Source organism: Bartonella sp. AP9QHHD (assembly GCF_042195625.1).
GTDB lineage: Bacteria > Pseudomonadota > Alphaproteobacteria > Rhizobiales > Rhizobiaceae > Bartonella.
On sequence record NZ_JBHIOP010000101.1, the window covers coordinates 19,820 to 37,207 of the forward strand.

16 protein-coding genes are annotated in these 17,388 nt (G+C 36.7%); 9 read left to right on the forward strand and 7 right to left on the reverse strand.

What is annotated here, in order from left to right:
• Positions 1-377: 377 nt before the first annotated feature.
• The 3 genes from ACFIK4_RS08910 to ACFIK4_RS08920 form a co-directional block, all read right to left on the reverse strand.
• Entirely contained in the window at positions 378-2,009 is a 1,632-nt protein-coding gene (locus ACFIK4_RS08910; RefSeq protein ID WP_375675782.1) for an ABC transporter substrate-binding protein, read from the reverse strand.
• Positions 2,010-2,365: 356 nt separating this feature from the next.
• Positions 2,366-2,554 carry a hypothetical protein gene (locus ACFIK4_RS08915; RefSeq protein WP_375613875.1) on the reverse strand — a complete coding sequence of 63 codons (189 nt, stop codon included), beginning with the start codon at positions 2,552-2,554 and terminating at the stop codon, positions 2,366-2,368.
• 372 nt (positions 2,555-2,926) lie between these two features.
• The gene (locus ACFIK4_RS08920; protein WP_375675783.1) at positions 2,927-4,552 is read right to left on the reverse strand and encodes an ABC transporter substrate-binding protein; all 1,626 of its coding nucleotides are present in this window, start codon (positions 4,550-4,552) and stop codon (positions 2,927-2,929) included.
• A 147-nt stretch (positions 4,553-4,699) separates the two neighbouring features.
• Between ACFIK4_RS08920 and ACFIK4_RS08925 the strand changes: the two genes are divergently transcribed.
• Both ACFIK4_RS08925 and ACFIK4_RS08930 read left to right on the forward strand, forming a co-directional pair.
• A complete protein-coding gene (locus tag ACFIK4_RS08925) occupies positions 4,700-4,954 on the forward strand; it encodes a hypothetical protein (protein WP_375613506.1) in 255 nt (84 codons plus the stop codon).
• Positions 4,955-5,717: 763 nt separating this feature from the next.
• Positions 5,718-5,924 (forward strand): DUF6460 domain-containing protein, encoded by a 207-nt coding sequence (locus ACFIK4_RS08930; protein WP_375664630.1) that lies wholly within the window; start codon positions 5,718-5,720, stop codon positions 5,922-5,924.
• Positions 5,925-5,946: 22 nt separating this feature from the next.
• On the opposite strand, the gene ACFIK4_RS08935 is transcribed toward ACFIK4_RS08930, so the two are convergent.
• The 3 genes from ACFIK4_RS08935 to ACFIK4_RS08945 form a co-directional block, all read right to left on the reverse strand.
• Positions 5,947-6,756, reverse strand: coding sequence for a TIGR02186 family protein (locus tag ACFIK4_RS08935; protein ID WP_375613504.1), 810 nt, complete (start codon positions 6,754-6,756; stop codon positions 5,947-5,949).
• A gap of 2 nt (positions 6,757-6,758) precedes the next feature.
• Entirely contained in the window at positions 6,759-7,679 is a 921-nt protein-coding gene (locus ACFIK4_RS08940) for a sulfite exporter TauE/SafE family protein (RefSeq protein ID WP_375613503.1), read from the reverse strand.
• Between the two features lie 179 nt (positions 7,680-7,858).
• Positions 7,859-8,677, reverse strand: a complete 819-nt coding sequence (locus ACFIK4_RS08945; protein ID WP_375638539.1) for a hypothetical protein — start codon at positions 8,675-8,677, stop codon at positions 7,859-7,861.
• Between the two features lie 512 nt (positions 8,678-9,189).
• On the opposite strand from ACFIK4_RS08945, the gene ACFIK4_RS08950 reads away from it, so the two are divergent.
• The 3 genes from ACFIK4_RS08950 to ACFIK4_RS08960 are packed head-to-tail and all read left to right on the forward strand — an operon-like array spanning position 9,190 to position 12,576.
• A complete protein-coding gene (locus tag ACFIK4_RS08950; protein WP_375628246.1) occupies positions 9,190-9,936 on the forward strand; it encodes an electron transfer flavoprotein subunit beta/FixA family protein in 747 nt (248 codons plus the stop codon).
• A gap of 51 nt (positions 9,937-9,987) precedes the next feature.
• The gene (locus ACFIK4_RS08955) at positions 9,988-10,908 is read left to right on the forward strand and encodes an electron transfer flavoprotein subunit alpha/FixB family protein (RefSeq protein ID WP_375613500.1); all 921 of its coding nucleotides are present in this window, start codon (positions 9,988-9,990) and stop codon (positions 10,906-10,908) included.
• 3 nt (positions 10,909-10,911) lie between these two features.
• A complete protein-coding gene (locus ACFIK4_RS08960; RefSeq protein WP_375638536.1) occupies positions 10,912-12,576 on the forward strand; it encodes a 4Fe-4S dicluster domain-containing protein in 1,665 nt (554 codons plus the stop codon).
• Between the two features lie 580 nt (positions 12,577-13,156).
• Here the strand turns inward: ACFIK4_RS08960 and ACFIK4_RS08965 are convergent.
• Positions 13,157-13,315 (reverse strand): hypothetical protein, encoded by a 159-nt coding sequence (locus ACFIK4_RS08965; protein ID WP_375638534.1) that lies wholly within the window; start codon positions 13,313-13,315, stop codon positions 13,157-13,159.
• 1,311 nt (positions 13,316-14,626) lie between these two features.
• On the opposite strand from ACFIK4_RS08965, the gene rsmI reads away from it, so the two are divergent.
• From rsmI to ACFIK4_RS08985, 4 genes are all read left to right on the forward strand, one after another.
• Positions 14,627-15,514 (forward strand): 16S rRNA (cytidine(1402)-2'-O)-methyltransferase, encoded by an 888-nt coding sequence (rsmI, locus tag ACFIK4_RS08970; protein ID WP_375613498.1) that lies wholly within the window; start codon positions 14,627-14,629, stop codon positions 15,512-15,514.
• 4 nt (positions 15,515-15,518) lie between these two features.
• Positions 15,519-15,887, forward strand: a complete 369-nt coding sequence (locus ACFIK4_RS08975) for a YraN family protein (protein WP_375613510.1) — start codon at positions 15,519-15,521, stop codon at positions 15,885-15,887.
• A gap of 102 nt (positions 15,888-15,989) precedes the next feature.
• Entirely contained in the window at positions 15,990-16,235 is a 246-nt protein-coding gene (locus tag ACFIK4_RS08980; RefSeq protein WP_375612261.1) for a hypothetical protein, read from the forward strand.
• 56 nt (positions 16,236-16,291) lie between these two features.
• Positions 16,292-17,086, forward strand: a complete 795-nt coding sequence (locus ACFIK4_RS08985; RefSeq protein ID WP_375675784.1) for a pyrroline-5-carboxylate reductase — start codon at positions 16,292-16,294, stop codon at positions 17,084-17,086.
• The last annotated feature ends 302 nt before the right edge of the window (positions 17,087-17,388 follow it).

Consider the following 17,388-nt stretch of genomic DNA (forward strand, 5'->3'; position numbering starts at 1 on the left):
GTATGAGAAGAGTAGCTTGATGTTTCCCCACGTACCCGCATACAACAGTTTTTCTCACCAAAACATTTTATAAAGTCCCCATTTTTTCAGAAACACTAAATTTTGCTTTATTCGTTACACCTGTCTTTTGCAACAAACAAATTTATTACTTTTTATACATATAAATTGAAATATCAAATATTAATATCTATACACGTAGAATTTATCGAAATAAATAACCTCTCTTCCCAATAGAATGTTTTGAAACAAAATTCTCTACACAACATGGTAATCCATTCCCGATAGAATTCAACGTATTGCAAAGTATTAAAGAGCTTTGCAATACATCAAATATATCATGACCATGTTTTTTTATATTTTATAAACCTGATACCTTTTTATTTTTCAATTGCACTATAAAAAATACGTGGTGCACTATTCCAAACCCATTTTTTGACATCAGGTGTCATCGCTACAGAAACATATGTCTGATAGATAAAAGCATAAGGCCCTTTCTGCATAAAATCACGTTGTAAATCAGCATACATTTGCGCCCGTTTTTTGGGATCTTTTTGAAACAATGCATCTTGAACCTTTTGATTCATAGTTTCATCCAAATACCCATGGCACCAACTCGCATAGCCTGTATTTTTAGCCTCAAGCCGATTATCTGGATTATAAATAAGACGTGAAGCCATTGTATGGGGGTCCCCAGAGCCATTATTCCATCCGAAAAAAATCGTATCAAAACCACGCGCATAAAATTTTGAAAACAACTGCGTACCTACAAAACGTTCAATTTTAAAACGTACTCCAACTTTTTTTGCATTGTCTTGGAGAGACTGAGCAATAGGCAAAGCAAAAGGATAAGGAGAGGCACCGGCAAAAATACTGGCCTCAAAACCATCCGGATAACCTGCCTCTGTTAAAAGTTGCTTTGCTTTTTGGAGATCAAGTTTAAAGGGTTGTCCCTCTTTTTCATCCAAAGCTCCAAGGTTACCAAGAGGAATAAAACTTGCACGTGGAATACCAACATCTTTGAGAAGAGTCTTACCGAGTCCTTCATAGTCAATAAGATAGCGCATCGCCAAACGCACTTTTTCATTGGCAAAAATTGGATTTGTCGCATTAAATCCCCATATGATCATGGAGGGCGCCAAAACTTTTTCAACTTTAATATCCGTTGTTGCTTGGAGATCTGCCAAATCCTCTGGCATCAGATTACGTGCAACATCGATATCGTGTTTTTCCAATAATAAACGTTGCGTTCCAGGCTCCGCGACATGGCGAATTAAAATCTTCTTCAATTTAGGCACCTCCCCCCAATAATTGGAGCTTGCACGCAACAAAATTCCTTCTCCAGGGCGCCAACTCTCTAGCTGATAAGGACCAACACAAGCAGAATGACTGGCCAAATATCGGTTTCCCATATCACCATCTTGTTCGTTTTTCATGAGTGTCTCACGATCCAGCAAGGCAGCAGTGCGATTAGTGGAAATATTGCTAAGAATGAGCTCTGCTGGATAAGGTTTATCAAATTTCATCACCACCGTTTTGTCATCCGGTGCTTGAAAAGCCTCATCAACGTTTTGTTCTGTAATCCCATATTCATTAAATGTTGCTGCATTAGACAATTTCAATTTGACAACCCGCTTCATACCCCAAACAAGATCATTGGCATTCGCAGGACGACCATCATAAAACTTTAAACCATCACGCAAGTGAAAAGTAATCACCGTACTCTGATCATCACTTGAAACATCCCAGCTCTTCGCTAACGAGGGAACCATTTTAGCCGCATCATCTGTAGCAGAAACGACTAAATTATCACAAATATTGTTAACCACTTCAATTCCATAACGGTCATTGAGTTGTGCAGGGTCAAATGTATTTATTGGATCGAGATTCCAAGCCATCACAAGCGTATCGGCGGGTGTTTTTGCTGAAACTTGTTGCACAAACATCCCCATTGCAAGAACAGCAGAAACAAAAGAACTGCCCTTTTTCAATATTTTTCTTTTCACGTTCATAGAATTTTCCTTTTAACGTTTATTGTATAAATTCTCCATGCAGCAAAACGTGCTTAATTTAAGTTTAGACGAACGATAGGCTCCTAAAGACCAAACTTTAAAATCTTCAAGAACAAGCACCTCTTGCCAATGACTCCTCTTGTCTACACTTATAAGCCAAACTAAAACATACAAAGGAAAACACTCTAATATACAATGAATGCTCACCAACAACAGAGCTTAATCACGATATCATAACGCCTACTATTGAAGACTATAAAACCTGTATTTTTTCTATCTTGTTAAGCAAGCTTGTCTCGTATTTCTTCCGGCGTTTTCTATACCATCAAAGCACTACCCCTTTTAGCTCAAGTACCTTAATAACAACGAGCCTTCATAACAATTTGACGATTTGATAAAACAGAAAAATTCGTTAGTTTGCCAAATGCAACGACTTTTATTCCTTCTTCAAAAGAAAATTTAATTTTTTCATCACTCCCCGTAAAATAACACCCTCCAAATGACATCTCATCATCTTTCAAAGCAAAAGAAAATATAAACACCATAAAAAACTGATATCCCTTGTGTACCCCCATAACAAAACTTTCCTTCAACATCGCAAAACCTTTGCACCTTTAGCACCACTAAATTCGGCGATATTTGTTACACTTCGTTTCTTTATGTTATACTCAGTTTTTTAACAAATAAATTAACCACTTTCTAATTCAGAAAAATTGAAATATCGATCTTAACATCCACTTAAATACACCTCTAATGAGAATGAAAAATATCTTTAAACGAATGTCTTGAAAAGACATTCAACAATATATCACACATTACCTATGATCTTCGGCGCATTGCAAAGCTTAAAATTTATACAATACGCCGAATATATCATGACGATGCCCTTTATCTATTGAACAGCATTGAAGACACTCTTATTTTTCAATTTTACTATAAAAAATATGTGGCGCACTATTCCAAACCCACTTTTTGATATCAGGCGTCATCGCGATAACAGTATATTTCTGAAAGATAAACGCATAAGGTCCTTTTTGCATCAATTCACGTTGTAAATCAGCATAGAGTTGTGCCCGTTTTTGCGGATCTTTTTGAAACAATGCATCCTGAACCTTTTGATTCATCGTTTCATCCAAATACCCATATTGCCAACTAGGATAGGCGGTATTTTTTGCCTCAAGCCGATTATCTGGATTATAAACAAGACGTGAAGCCATAGTATGAGGATCCGCAGAATCATTATTCCATCCGACAAAAATCGTATCAAAAGCCCGTGCATAAAGTTTAGAAAACAACTGTGTACCGGCCATCCGTTCAATTTTAAGACGTACCCCGGCCTTTGCGGCACTATCTTGGAGTAACTGAGCAAGCAACACCCTATAAGGAGCATTTGATACGAGAAAATTTGCCTCAAACCCATTCGGATAACCAGCTTCTGCTAAAAGCTGCTTGGCTTTTGCAATATCAAGTTTAAAGGGTTGCCCTTCTTTTTCATCTAAAGCCCCAAAGTTGCCAAGAGGAATAAAACTGGCCCGTGGAACACCAACACCTTTGAGAAGCTTCTTGCCAAGACCTTCATAATCTATGAGATAACGCATCGCCAAACGTACTTTTTCCTTAGCAAAAATAGGATTTGTCATGTTAAATCCCCAGTACATCATAGATGGTTCTAACACTTCTTCGATTTTAACATCTGTTGTTTTTTGCAGATCTGCAAGATCTTCAGGGGTCAAATCACGAGCAACATCAATATCGTGCTTTTGCAACAACAAACGTTGTGTTCCGGGCTCTGCAACATGGCGAATTAAAATCTGCTTCAGTTTAGGCGCTTGTCCCCAATAGTGAGAGCTTGCACGCAACAAAAGAGCTTCTCCAGAGCGCCAACTTTTTAACTGATAAGGACCAACACAAGCAGCATGACTTTTCAAATACTGATTTCCAAAATCGCCATCTTTTTCATGCTTCATAATTGTCTGACGATCAAGCAAAGCTGTTGCCGGACTTGCAACAATATTATTAAGAATGAGCTCTGCTGGATAAGGCTTATCAAATTTCATCACCACTGTTTTCTTATCTGGGGCTTGCAAAGCATCATCAACATTTTGCTCTGTAATTCCATATTCATTAAAAATTGCCGCATTACCCATCTTCAATTTGACAATCCGCTTCATACTCCAAAGAAGATCATTGGCATTGGCTGATCGACCATCATTAAACTTCAAACCATCACGTAAATGAAAAGTAATCACCGTACTGTGATCATCACCTGAAACATCCCAATGTGTTGCTAAAGCGGGAACCATTTTAGCAGGATCATTTGTCGCAGTACTGACCAAATTATCACAAACATTGCGAACAATTTCACTTCCATAAACATCATTAAGTTGTGCGGGATCAAATGTACTAATTGCATCAAGATTCCAAGCCATCACAAGGGTATCAGCGGGTGTTTTTGCTGAAACTTGTTGTGCAACCATCGCCAAAGCTATAAAAGCAGAAACAAGAGAGCTGCTATTTTGTAATATTTTTTTCTTCAAGTTCATAGACTTTTCCTTTTAAAGTTTACTATATAAATTTCCCACACAACAAGCACATGCTTAATAATAAGGTTAGATGATCCATAAGCGCCTCAAACAAAGTATTATTAAAACCTTCAAACAACACCACTTACCAACCACGGACTTCTACCCATGGCTATAAGCCAAGACAAACCAAAACATGCAACAACAAACACTCTGACATACAATGAATGCTCCCCCATAACAGAGCCTATTCATGATGTCATAACGCCTACGATTGAAGACTATAAAACCACTATTTTCTCTCTTTTGTCGGGTAAGCTTGTCTCTTCTTTCCTCTCGCCTTTTTATGCCATCAAAAGACTCTTCTTTGTTAGCTTAAGCGCCTTAATAACAAAGAGCTCTACTAACAATTTGACATTTTAACAAAACAGGAAAATTCACCCATCAACCGACATGACCTCCTCCCCCTACAAGAGGAATTTTGAATTTTTCCATAATCCTCTGCCAAATAACAGCTTGTAAATTATATTTTATTTCTAAATAAAAGGAGCATGGGCTCCCCCTGATATTCCTTTACGCACCCATACATAACAAAACTTTTTTCCACATCGTATTTTTAATATCTTTGCTCCTTTAACAACACTCAATTCATTGCTTACATTTTTTCAGAAAAAAGATCTTTTCAATGCACTAAGGTTGAAATATCTAAATATAATACCTATATAAACACACCCTTATTAGAATAGATAGTCTTTTTTTAAGTAAACTGTCTTGAAATATTATTTCTATACACGATAATAATAAGTTCGTTACAAAATCTTCAATATACTACAACTCTCACTCTGATGTGAAACATCGAAACGTTATAAAATTTCTCTACAAATTCTCGAGACGAAAGGATATCCCTTCATTTAACAAAAGAAGCGCCATGAAAATATCGCAAAAAATGCAATAAAACATGTGTATATTTCAAAAACCAGCACCGTTAACCAGACTAAGGTGATAAACTCAAAAAAGTAAGAAAAAATAAAAAAATGTTTTTCCTTTATGATAATAACATCGCTGTACTATGATAATACAATAAAAAACACGATCTTCGAAAGTATCTTAGAATGAAGCGAAAAAAAAATTATTAAATTCTTTTCATGCGTTTCTTGGAGAAAAATTAAGCCGCGTTAGTCTAAAATTGCTTATTCTTTCATTCTTCATTGGCATCGTAATGAATTTTTTGGGATGGACACCTCGAAACCTCATACAAAAAATAGTAGATTTTTTTCAATCACTATGGGAAGCAGGATTTATAACGCTTACAAATTTCTTCCATATAACTATGACAGGAGCTATTGTTGTTGTGCCTATTTTTCTTATCTTACGAATTTTTCATAAAAAATAAAAGCCTTAACATTTTCCTTGCGTTAATCTTTTCGAAAAATCAAACGACATAAAAATCCTGTAGTAATAGCAATAATCACTGCAACAATACCGTATAAAAAACGATACTTGTGCGCTGCATAAAAAATTGTATAGGTGATATGTGCTTTAACAATTTCAAGAGTCGTTGTTGCACTATCAATAAACTGTCCATCACGAAAAAGATAAGCACGAACTTTATAATGTCCAACCGGGATATTTGCTGGCAAACGAAAATGCGCTGTGAAAAGTGTGTCAGAACCAAAACGAACCCCACCCACTTCCTCATAATAAAGGCTTTTAGCTTTTTGCAATTTTATAAGTTCATCGCGAAAGGTTTGTATTTTTTTCTGATCTTGTTCATCCGTCTGCAATGGCAAATAGAGTAATCCTAACCCTAAGCGTTTATAATCTTCAATGCTCGTAATATCGTCAATTTCACGTGTTGTGACCATAGAGTAAAAAAGAGGAACCTTTTTAAAAATAAGAGAATCTGTATTGACCCATACACCGGCATTGCGTTTTTTTTCTCGCATCACCATTGTCCGATCTTGTCCCTCTAAGCTTACAACAATATCATAACGGTTCTGTCGAGAATATAACGGATCAATATTTTCTAAAACACCAGCAATATAAAGATCACGACCAGCAAAATTTGCATCCACAGTAATCGTATTCGTTGTTACAATAATTTGGACAGTTTCGTGGTCAACTTGATCAATGAATGTAGCTGGCGTCCCAACATGTGACCATGTAGAAAAAGAAATAAAACAAAAGCAACCTGTAATGATGTATAAAGAAAATAATCTACCCATTTTTATCTCATAAGAATATCCAGAGAGAAAAGATTATCAGGGCGTATAAATAATTGAAAAGCAAGACGCATACACACAATCAACACTAAAAATGCAAGTGCCATACGCAATTGTTCAGCCTTTAACTTCCGTCCAACCCGTGTTCCATATTGCGCACCAATACTTCCTCCAAGCATTAACAAAAAAGCCAAGACAATATCAACGGACTGATTAGTCATACTTTGCAAAACTGTCGTGAAAGAAGACACAAATGTAATCTGAAAAAGTGAAGTCCCAATCACCACACTGGTTGGAACACGCAGAAGATAAATCAATGCTGGGATCATAAAGAACCCCCCACCAATTCCCATAATAGAAGACAACAACCCCACAATGAGACCAATCCCTAAAACTGGAATAATGCTAACATATATCATAGATGTCCGAAAACGCATTTTTAAGGGTAAGCGATGAATCCAATTATGTCGACCAGCAAGACGAATATTGGCTTTTCCTGCCTTACGCTTGCGCATCATATCATACCAACTTTCAACGATCATCAAGCTTCCTACACTTCCAAGAAGAATCACATAAAGAAGCGAAATCATTAAGTCTAATTGACCTAACTTTTTCAAAACAGAGAAAACCTGAATCCCGATTAAAGAACCAATCCCTCCTCCAATCGCCAAAAGAATACCAAGTTTAATATCGAGCGTACGTCTTCTAAAATGTGTAATTGCTCCTGTTACAGATGAAGCAATCATCTGGTTAGCACCTGTTCCAACAGCAATAGCAGGAGGAATATTATAAAAAATCAATAACGGCGTGATAAGAAACCCACCACCGATTCCAAAAAGTCCTGAAAAAAAACCAGCAACGACTCCCATACCAATCAAGATCAGCATATTGAGTGACATTTCAGCAATTGGTAAATAAATACTCACTTACAGAACCTTCAAGATAATTTGAGGTTTTTTTTACAATTAGAGAATCCTTCTCCAATTATCCTCTTTTCCAATAATCTCTGTTGCGTGTTTAAAAGGATAATTTTAGTTGCTATAGCTTCCGCACAAACACGAATGCGCAATACATTTCACATCTATTAACATCAACATCATAAAAATTAAAAAAAACGAGCTCCTTTTAAAAAGCTATAAAAACATAACGTTATCGCTACCACAAATGCAACGGTTAAAAAACAAAGAACACCTTTTTTTAGCAAATAAGATAAAAACGACACATGTTCCCGAGACTGCGTCCTTAAAGAAGAAAAATCATTCTCAATGCAATGATTAGATGCCTGAGCACCCATCATCCCCTTTTCTTTTATCACAGCATGCTTCACTACTCCCTCAACCTTTTTAAAAGAAGATTGCAGAGCATCACTGGGCAAAGGGCTTCTATTTTCTTGCTGCAACGTATTTTCAACATTTGTTTGGAGTGAAATTATGCTGTTTTCTTTCGAATAATTTTGCACCTTTTGAAGTAATAAGCGTTCTTGATTTCCCTCACATTCCATGTGAGCAAGTTTTTGTACAACAGAATCAGGTGATTTTGAACGAGACACCCGTCGTGTTACCGCTGCTTCTTCTAAGCTTTTTTTTTCACTCTGCAAACTTTGAACAATTGTTTTAATCTGCTCTAAAGACTGGAAAAGCTTTTTTTCTCTTTGACGACGTATATAATGTTCAGCCAAAATGGCCCGACTAATATCATCTAAATAAGATTTAAAATGCTCTTCTACCGAATTCTGCTGCATTAAAGAACGAGGCGAATGCTTCATTTGCATTTGCGCATAAACGGTGCGTAATTTTTGAGCAATATCCGACATCGTTACTTCTACAGAAGTATCCATTCTCTCTTTCTGTTCAACAAAAGAAAAGACTTTATCGTTCCTAACCTGTTTGGTCGCCTGGTCGATCGTATGACCCTTCGTATTCACAAACGCCTACCCCTCATTAACCTTTTTGAAAAGAATCGCAACAAATGATGAGAAAGTGTGCTCTATTTTAGTAAATAGAGCTTTAAGAACTTCCAAAAATTTTTTGTTAGAAATATTTTCCCCAATCTTTATCTAAAATATTTGAAAGAAAGATCTTTAATTTTTCTGTCTTCAAGATTTGAAGAGCAAAATCATTCCCCCATTTTTATCTTTTTCACTTAATTTTTCATTGCATAAAGGACCTATTGCACCATCATAAACAAAGCATAAGAAACTAAAAAAGAATATTCTCACAAGACAGTTTGATTTTTTTACTTTTTATTCAAGCAAATAAGGCAATTATGGCAATGCAAAAATATGAAGATTGAAAATGACGACGAGAAAGTACAAGTAAACATAAAAAAGCTTATACGAAAGAGAACACAAGTTATAAATTGAGACTTCATTCTAAACAATTTGGTTTCTTATGAGTATTGCTATAAACTTGTAACATACAAACAAAGAGGATCATTATGAAGATAATTGTCGCTGTCAAACGTGTTGTTGATTATAACATCAAGATACGCGTCAAACCCGATAGTACAGGCGTTGATCTGTCTCACGTAAAAATGTCTATGAATCCTTTTGATGAGATAGCCGTGGAGGAGGCCATTCGCCAAAAAGAATCCGGTAAAATTTCAGAAGTTCTTCTTGTTTCAATTGGCCCAGAAGCAGCTCAAGAAACTCTACGAACAGGACTTGCAATGGGAGCTGATCGCGCACTTCTTGTCACAACGGATCAAACACTTGAACCCTTAGCAATTGCTAAGATTCTCAAAACCATTGTTGATGAAGAAAAACCCGACATGGTCTTTTTAGGAAAACAAGCAATTGATGACGATAGCAACCAAACAGGACAAATGCTCGCTGCTCTTCTTGGGTGGGGACAAGCAACTTTTGCCTCACATCTTAACATAGAAAATGGGCATGCTACAGTTACTCGTGAAGTTGATAATGGAACACAAACCCTTTGTCTTCCCCTTCCCATGGTTATGACCGCCGATCTACGGCTCAATGAACCGCGTTACACCTCTCTCCCCAATATCATGAAAGCAAAAAAGAAAATCATTGAACAAAAATCTCTTACTGATCTTGGCGTCGATACGAAAGCACGCTTAATAATTTTAAGCGTTGAAGAGCCAAAACCCCGTCAATCCGGTATAAAAGTGGCAAATGTAGTAGAACTTGTCAGAGCCTTAAAACAGAAGAACTGCATTTAATATTCTCACCACTAGAGTAAAAGCAACACTCACATAAAAGGGCAAAAACTTATGGCAATTCTTTTATTGGCCGATCATAATACAGAAGAAACAGCAAAAGCACTCACCGCTGCACGCGTACTCAGTAATGATATCGATATTCTGGTTTGCGGAGAAAAAATTCAAACGATAGCGGAAAATAGTGCTAAACTTAATGGTGTGCGGCAAGTTCTTATTGCAAAAGCAGACTATTTAGCCCATCAACTTGCCGAGCCTATGTCAGATACAATTCTCATGTTAGCAAAGGATTATGATGTGATCATGGCAGCATCCAGCAGTACTGGGAAAAATGTGATGCCGCGCGTAGCAGCTCTTCTTGATCTTATGCAAATTTCAGATATTACCGCCATTCTTTCACCCAATACCTTCAAACGACCAATTTATGCAGGCAATGCATTTGAAACTGTACGCACCAATGATTATAAAAAGATTATAACAGTTCGCACCGCTTCTTTCACCCCAACGCCTTCCCAAAATAATTCTGCTCCCATTAAAACAATAACACCAGCTCCCAATCCAAATCTTTCTTCTTTCGTAAAAGCAGAGACAAACAAAAGTGATCGTCCTGAGCTCACCTCAGCACGTGTTATTATATCAGGCGGGCGTGGTCTTGGTTCTCAAGAGAAATTTATGGCCCTGCTTCTTCCTCTTGCAAACAAATTAAATGCTGCTTTAGGTGCCAGCCGCGCAGCAGTGGATGCAGGCTATGCTCCCAATGATTGGCAAATTGGACAAACAGGAAAAGTCGTTGCCCCTGAACTCTATATCGCCGTTGGCATTTCCGGTGCAATCCAGCATGTAGCCGGTATAATGGATGCACAAATTATTGTTGCCATTAATAAAGATGAAGAAGCTCCCATCATGCAAATTGCCGATTACACCCTTGTAGGTGATCTCCACCAAATTATTCCAGAATTGGAGAAAGCTTTATAAGCCATGAAAGCACCTCTGCATGACCAACGTGAAAGTATGGAGTTTGACATAGTCATTGTCGGAGCAGGACCTGCAGGGCTTTCTGCCGCAATTCGTTTTAAACAAATTAATCCTGAGCTTTCTGTCACAATTGTTGAAAAAGGAACCGAAGTTGGTGCACATATTCTCTCTGGCGCAGTTGTTGACCCCATTGGTATCGACACACTCTTACCAGAATGGCGAAATGATAACGACCATCCCTTCACAACCCCTGTCACACAAGACCAATTTTTTTTTCTAAAGCCTCAAAAGTCCACAGTATTTCCCAATATTTTGCACCCTAAAATCTTATCAAATAACGGATGTTATATCGTTTCGCTTGGGAGCGTCTGCCGCTGGCTAAGCAAAAAAGCTGAAGCGTTGGGTGTTGAAATCTATCCTGGTTTTGCAGCAACAGAACCCATCATCCAAAAAGATAACGGAGCTATCATTGGTGTTCTCACCGGTGATATGGGGCTTAACAAAGATGGAACCCCTGGAAAAAATTATATGCCTGGGATGGCTTTATTAGCAAAATATACTCTGATTGCGGAAGGAGCACGCGGCTCAATTGCAAAACAACTGATACAACATTTTAATCTTAGCAAAAATCGAGAACCACAAAAATTTGGTCTTGGTCTCAAGGAGCTCTGGGAAATTGCCCCCAACAAACACCAACGCGGTTTAGTACAACATTTCACTGGTTGGCCCCTAGACAATAATACCGGTGGCGGTGGCTTTATTTATCACCAAGAAAACAATATCATTTCTGTCGGTTTTGTTGTGCACTTAGATTACAAAAATCCTTATCTTTCTCCCTTTGAAGAATTTCAACGTTTTAAAACACATCCAAAACTCTATAAAATCTTTAAAGGCGCAAAACGTCTTTCCTATGGTGCACGTGTTATCAGCGAAGGAGGTTGGCAATCTGTACCAAAACTCACCTTTCCTGGTGGGGCGCTTATTGGCTGCTCTGCTGGATTTGTCAATGTTCCTCGTATCAAAGGATCACACAATGCCATCTTATCTGGCATATTAGCTGCCGATAAAATGGCTACCGCTCTTGCACAAGGGCGTGCCCATGATGAGGTTAAAGAAATCGAAGAACAGTGGCGAAAAGGGCTCATTGGCAAAGATCTTTATAAAGTGCGAAATGCCAAACCGCTCTGGGCAAAATATGGGACAAAATATGGAATTAAACTTGCTGGTTTTGATATGTGGTGGCAACAACTGTTCGGATTTTCCTTATTTAAAACACTCTCCCACGGAAAGGAAGATTATGCATGCCTTGAACCAGCAGAAAAATTTCAACCCATTTCTTACCCAAAACCAGATGGCGTTGTAACCTTTGATCGCCTTTCAAGTGTTGCCCTTTCCAATACGCATCATGAAGAAAATCAACCTTGTCATTTAAAAATAGCCTCATTAAAAAAGCAAAAGGACTCTGAATATGCAATCTATGGAGGACCCTCTACACGCTATTGTCCCGCCGCTGTCTACGAGTGGCTAGAGGATAATGATCATCTGACTTATATGATAAACGCTTCAAATTGCATACATTGTAAAACATGCGATATCAAAGATCCAAACCAAAATATCACTTGGATCTGTCCGCAAGGCAATGAGGGCCCCTTCTATCCCAATATGTAATTCCCCAATGTATAATCATTGTTCATTTTCCTAAAATTGAAATATACAAAACGCAATGGATAAAAATATTTCCCTCAGATCAGAAATCTATCAATCACCTTCCTGCATACGTTCTTTCACAATGTAAAAAGAACTCTATTCTCATATAAAATACTCTCTTCACCGCATGAATTTTTTCAATAGAAAAACATAACATATTTTTATCAAAAATTTTTTATCTAAATGACAAAACAATAATAAATATATTCTTGACAATTCTGCGATAAAGGAACAGCCGCGGTTCTCGAAAACCTGAAGGAAAATAAGCCCGTTCTACTTTACCCCCTCTCCCATATGATCCAAAATGCTTTTAGCCCTCTCATAAGAAACATCAGTCGTTTTAACTAGCCAAGAGCAAAACCTACGGAGGTACAATTCAAGTTTATTTTTTCTCCTACACTTGCCAAGTAATGCTCACTCAAGAAAAACCACGAATGAATGTAGAAAAAACATTGTGAGATAAAGAGATAAAGAGCATGCTTGTTCAAGCCCTTTATAATGTTTCTACTGATAATGACACGAAAAAATCTTTAATCTCACATTAACCTTTTATTTTTGCATCAAGGATAATCGCCTTGCATCTAACCTTACCAATATACTGCAATGAATGTGTACAAATACCGTAAGAATAAGCAGATGCCAAGCCATGGAGACTATCGCTATTAGCAAAACACCTGATAAAAAACAAAATAGCTTTCATGACCACTCTATGACGCGTTTTATAGAGTTGTTTTTTTTATAAAGCTTGTGCTTTCGCTATTGCTTGTAAATCAACATCCAAATTGAACACAAGTGGTATATTTAAAAGAAAGATTAAGGTGAATGAAAGCTCTGCACGCCGTTCCAGCTTTTGTAGCTAGAGCAAAAATATTGCATATTCTATTTGAGTAATCTCTGAAACGAAAATACAGCTTCATTTAGCAAGAACATCAAATCTGAAAGGAAAAAACTGTTTTCCTCTTTACTATCATCTGTCCATTCGGTTTTAAAACTTTCAAAAGCATCACAATATCCTCTAAAAAGAAGAGATAACGTATTGTCCCCGCTTTTATTACTTACGTTTTTTTATGGGAGCATATCCTTCAGAAAAAATAAGGTATCCAAAATTAAAGCAGACTTGTGTTGTTCAGTCATGGGCTTGTTTTTAAGAGATAGCTCTCATATCAAACAATAATTTTGCGACACTATCCGAAAAAGGTATAACGCAATCCTGTGAACGAACAGTTCCATATTTATGAAATAAAAAGTACAAGCTAACAGCATTATTTTCTCTGCGATCTCCAATGAGGCGATAATCTTTGTTTTAAGGAGGTTTCAAGATGCACAAAAATGATTTTGATTAATTGACTATAAGAAGAGCTGAGATAATGTTACGATATTTAAAGCTCCTAATTAATAGGCAAAATAATAAATTTTCTATTATAAATCAAATGTTTAAGATAAAATTTAGCCTTAAACTTTTCTAAGGTACTCATTATACTGTATACTGTTAAAGCTGTAGAGAATATGAAAAAATAAAGTATTTTGCTGATAAGAGCTTATATTTGATCAAGTCAGCTGCCAGTTAACTGTATGTGTTTCAAAAGGGGCTGTTTACATTTGCTCAGAAAAACAGTTTGGATATCAATAGAATATTTGAAAAATCGGCGTTATGGAAATAATCTAAAAAGCTTAGCTTTTAAAAGAGCACAAACAAGCATGAGATTATAACATTGGGTAAAATTGTTTTTTGGTTCTCGAAGGAAAAACTTTATAGAAAATCATGGGGTAGATAGAATATTGGTTACATTTGGAATTTGTTTTACTGGAAAAAATAACGCGGATCAAAATAGATAATAATGTTAAATTAAGATATTAAATATGAAATTATCTTATTGTAGTGTAATCGATTATTCGAATAAGGTAAGCCTTTGTAATGATAAAAAATGTGCTGGTAAAAAATGAGCTAAAATGGCTTATGAGTATGGATAAAAATCTTGTGGTGAGGAGAATTTAATGAAAAGAAAAGAGCATGTGTGAAAAAGCATATTTTATAGGTGCACATGCTTATTCTGCACCCGTTATAGAATCAGGGCTTTATCTTGTGGCAACACCTATCGGAAATCTTGCAGATATTACGCTTCGTGCTTTGCAAGTACTTGCAGGAATTGATATTTTAGCGTGTGAGGATACGCGAGTAACACGTGTTTTGTTGGAACGTTACGGTATTCAAAAAAAACCTTTTCTCTATCATGAATATAATGCGCAAAAAGCGGGTCCGAAGCTCTTAGCGGCTTTAGCAGAAAACAAAACAGTAGCACTTGTTTCAGATGCCGGAACACCACTTATTTCTGATCCTGGATTTCGATTGGTGGAAGAGGCCCGTAAAGCTGGTCATAAAATTATTCCTATTCCTGGAGCATCCGCTCTTTTAGCCGCTCTTATACCGACAGGGCTTCCTACTGATAGCTTTTTTTTTGCAGGTTTTTTGAGTGCACGAAAGCTACAGCGCCGAAAACGGTTGGAACAATTAAAAGAGATTCCAGCAACTTTGATTTTTTATGAATCACCGCATCGTCTTGTTGAAACTTTACAGGATATGGTCACTCTTTTTTCGGCTGATCGACCTGCTGCCATTTGTCGTGAATTAACAAAAAAGTTTGAAACAGTAGATGTTTCCAATTTGGGAAATTTGTTAGAAAATTACAGAAAACAAGCACATATTCGTGGGGAAATTGTTGTCCTTGTTGGAGAATCATCTTCTTCTTTAAATGTGATAAGTGATCAAGAAATTGATGAAATGCTATTAGAACGCGCACGGACACATTCTGCTGCTCAAGCGGCAGCTTTTGTTGCAAAAAAAACCGGTTTTAAAAAGCAGGAACTTTTTCAGCGATTAATCTTTTTAAAAAATGCGTAAAATGATACAAAAAAAACGCAGACAAAAGTCTTTTTATCGAGGGGTTCGTGCAGAAAAATTGGCAGCTTTGTGGCTACGTTGCAAAGGGTTTCACATTGCCGAAAGGCGTTTTAAAACAAAATGTGGAGAAATTGATTTAATTGCACGACGCGGAAATCTTGTGTTAATCGTTGAAGTTAAAGCACGTTCAACGTTGGCTGAAGCAATGGAAGCGGTTTCCCGAATGAATGAAAAGCGAATTGAGGCAGCTGCCGATATTTGGCTCGCACGGCAAAAAGATTATGCCCTTTTGTCTGTACGCTTTGATTTAATTGCAATTTTACCTTGGCGTTGGCCACAGCATATCCCTGCATTTTTTACATCTGATCAATAAACGGCACCCCCCGTTTTAACCATATTCAATAAAAAACATTTCGTTTTTATGTGCATATGCGTTAAAAAGTGTGTAATAATTGAGCGCTATAAGGAGCGAAATATGGATGATTATGAAAAGTTTGCAACAGGTTTGCTCATCATTTTTGGAGCGCTAATTATTGGTGGTTTAATGGCAATGCATATTGTGCTTATGAATAAACCAGGTTTTTTATTTGCATTAGCCGCAGCTGTTGTTGGTTGGTTTTCTGCTTTTGCCGTTCTCTTTGACAAGCCCAAAATCTATTTGGTTTTGATTATTCTTGCTATGTTATGTGTTGCTTCTTCAATTAGCGTTTATGTTAGTTAAAACACCTGAGATGTTGATTGAAATTCCTTTTAAAATATGAAACTGAGAAATAGATAATGAGACTTGGCTTTTTGGGAACGGGTACAATCAGTGCTTCAATGGTGAATGGCTTAATGACAAGCAACTTTGATGTTTCTTCCATTATTGTTTCGCCTCGCAATGCACAAACAGCAAAGCGCCTTTCACGCACTTATGATAAAGTTATGATTGCTGAAAATAACCAAGCGTTGCTCGATGTTAGTGATTGTGTTTTTCTTTGCTTGCCCAATCAAATTGCAGAAGACGTTTTGCGCTCTCTTTGTTTTCGTCCAGAACAGCTGGTTATTTCCGTACTTGCTATGGCAAAAGCAGCAGAAATAGAAGAGTGGATTAATCATAAAGTTTATCGTGCTGTTCCATTACCTTTTGTTGCAGAATGCAAAAATTTGACACCAATCTATCCCAATCATCCCTTTTTGCGCACTTTATTTGATGCATTGGGGGGCACATTGGTGCTGGATAAGGAAGAGCAGTTTAATCTTTTTATGACAGCTGGTTCACTTATGGGAGTATATTTTAATTTTATAAAAACTGCCCATCAATGGTTTATAACACAAGGGTTAAAAAAACAACAATCAGCAGAATTCCTTACCATGATGTTTGGAAATCTTACAGATGAAATGCGTAAAACTATAGCAACGGATCGTTCTGTATCTCTCGATTTTGCACTGCTTGAAAAAGAGTTTTCAACAAAGGGTGGAACAAATGAATTTTTGTCAAATTACTTTTCTCAACAAGGAGGAAGGAATGCTTTAACAATGGCTCTTGAAGCTACTTTGCAAAAAATGAATGCTTCTAAAAAGAAATTTTAAGATTTATATCAAGAAAATTCGTATCAAAAAATGATTTTTAAAATATTTTTTACAACCTTTTACAATTTTTCTAAATTATTTTTATTTTCGGTCTTCTTCTTTTTGCCTCAAGTCCAATATTTTTTCTACCTCACGGCTCTAGCTCTTCAATTTTGTTCCCCTTCAGGTTATCCAAACGCATGAATAATTTTTTGTTTATTTAACCTATATATTCCATTCACACATTAAAACTTCCTCTTACAAAGAAGCGACTATTTTTATGTCTTTCATGATTGTGTTTTAATAAACTCTCTTAAACACCC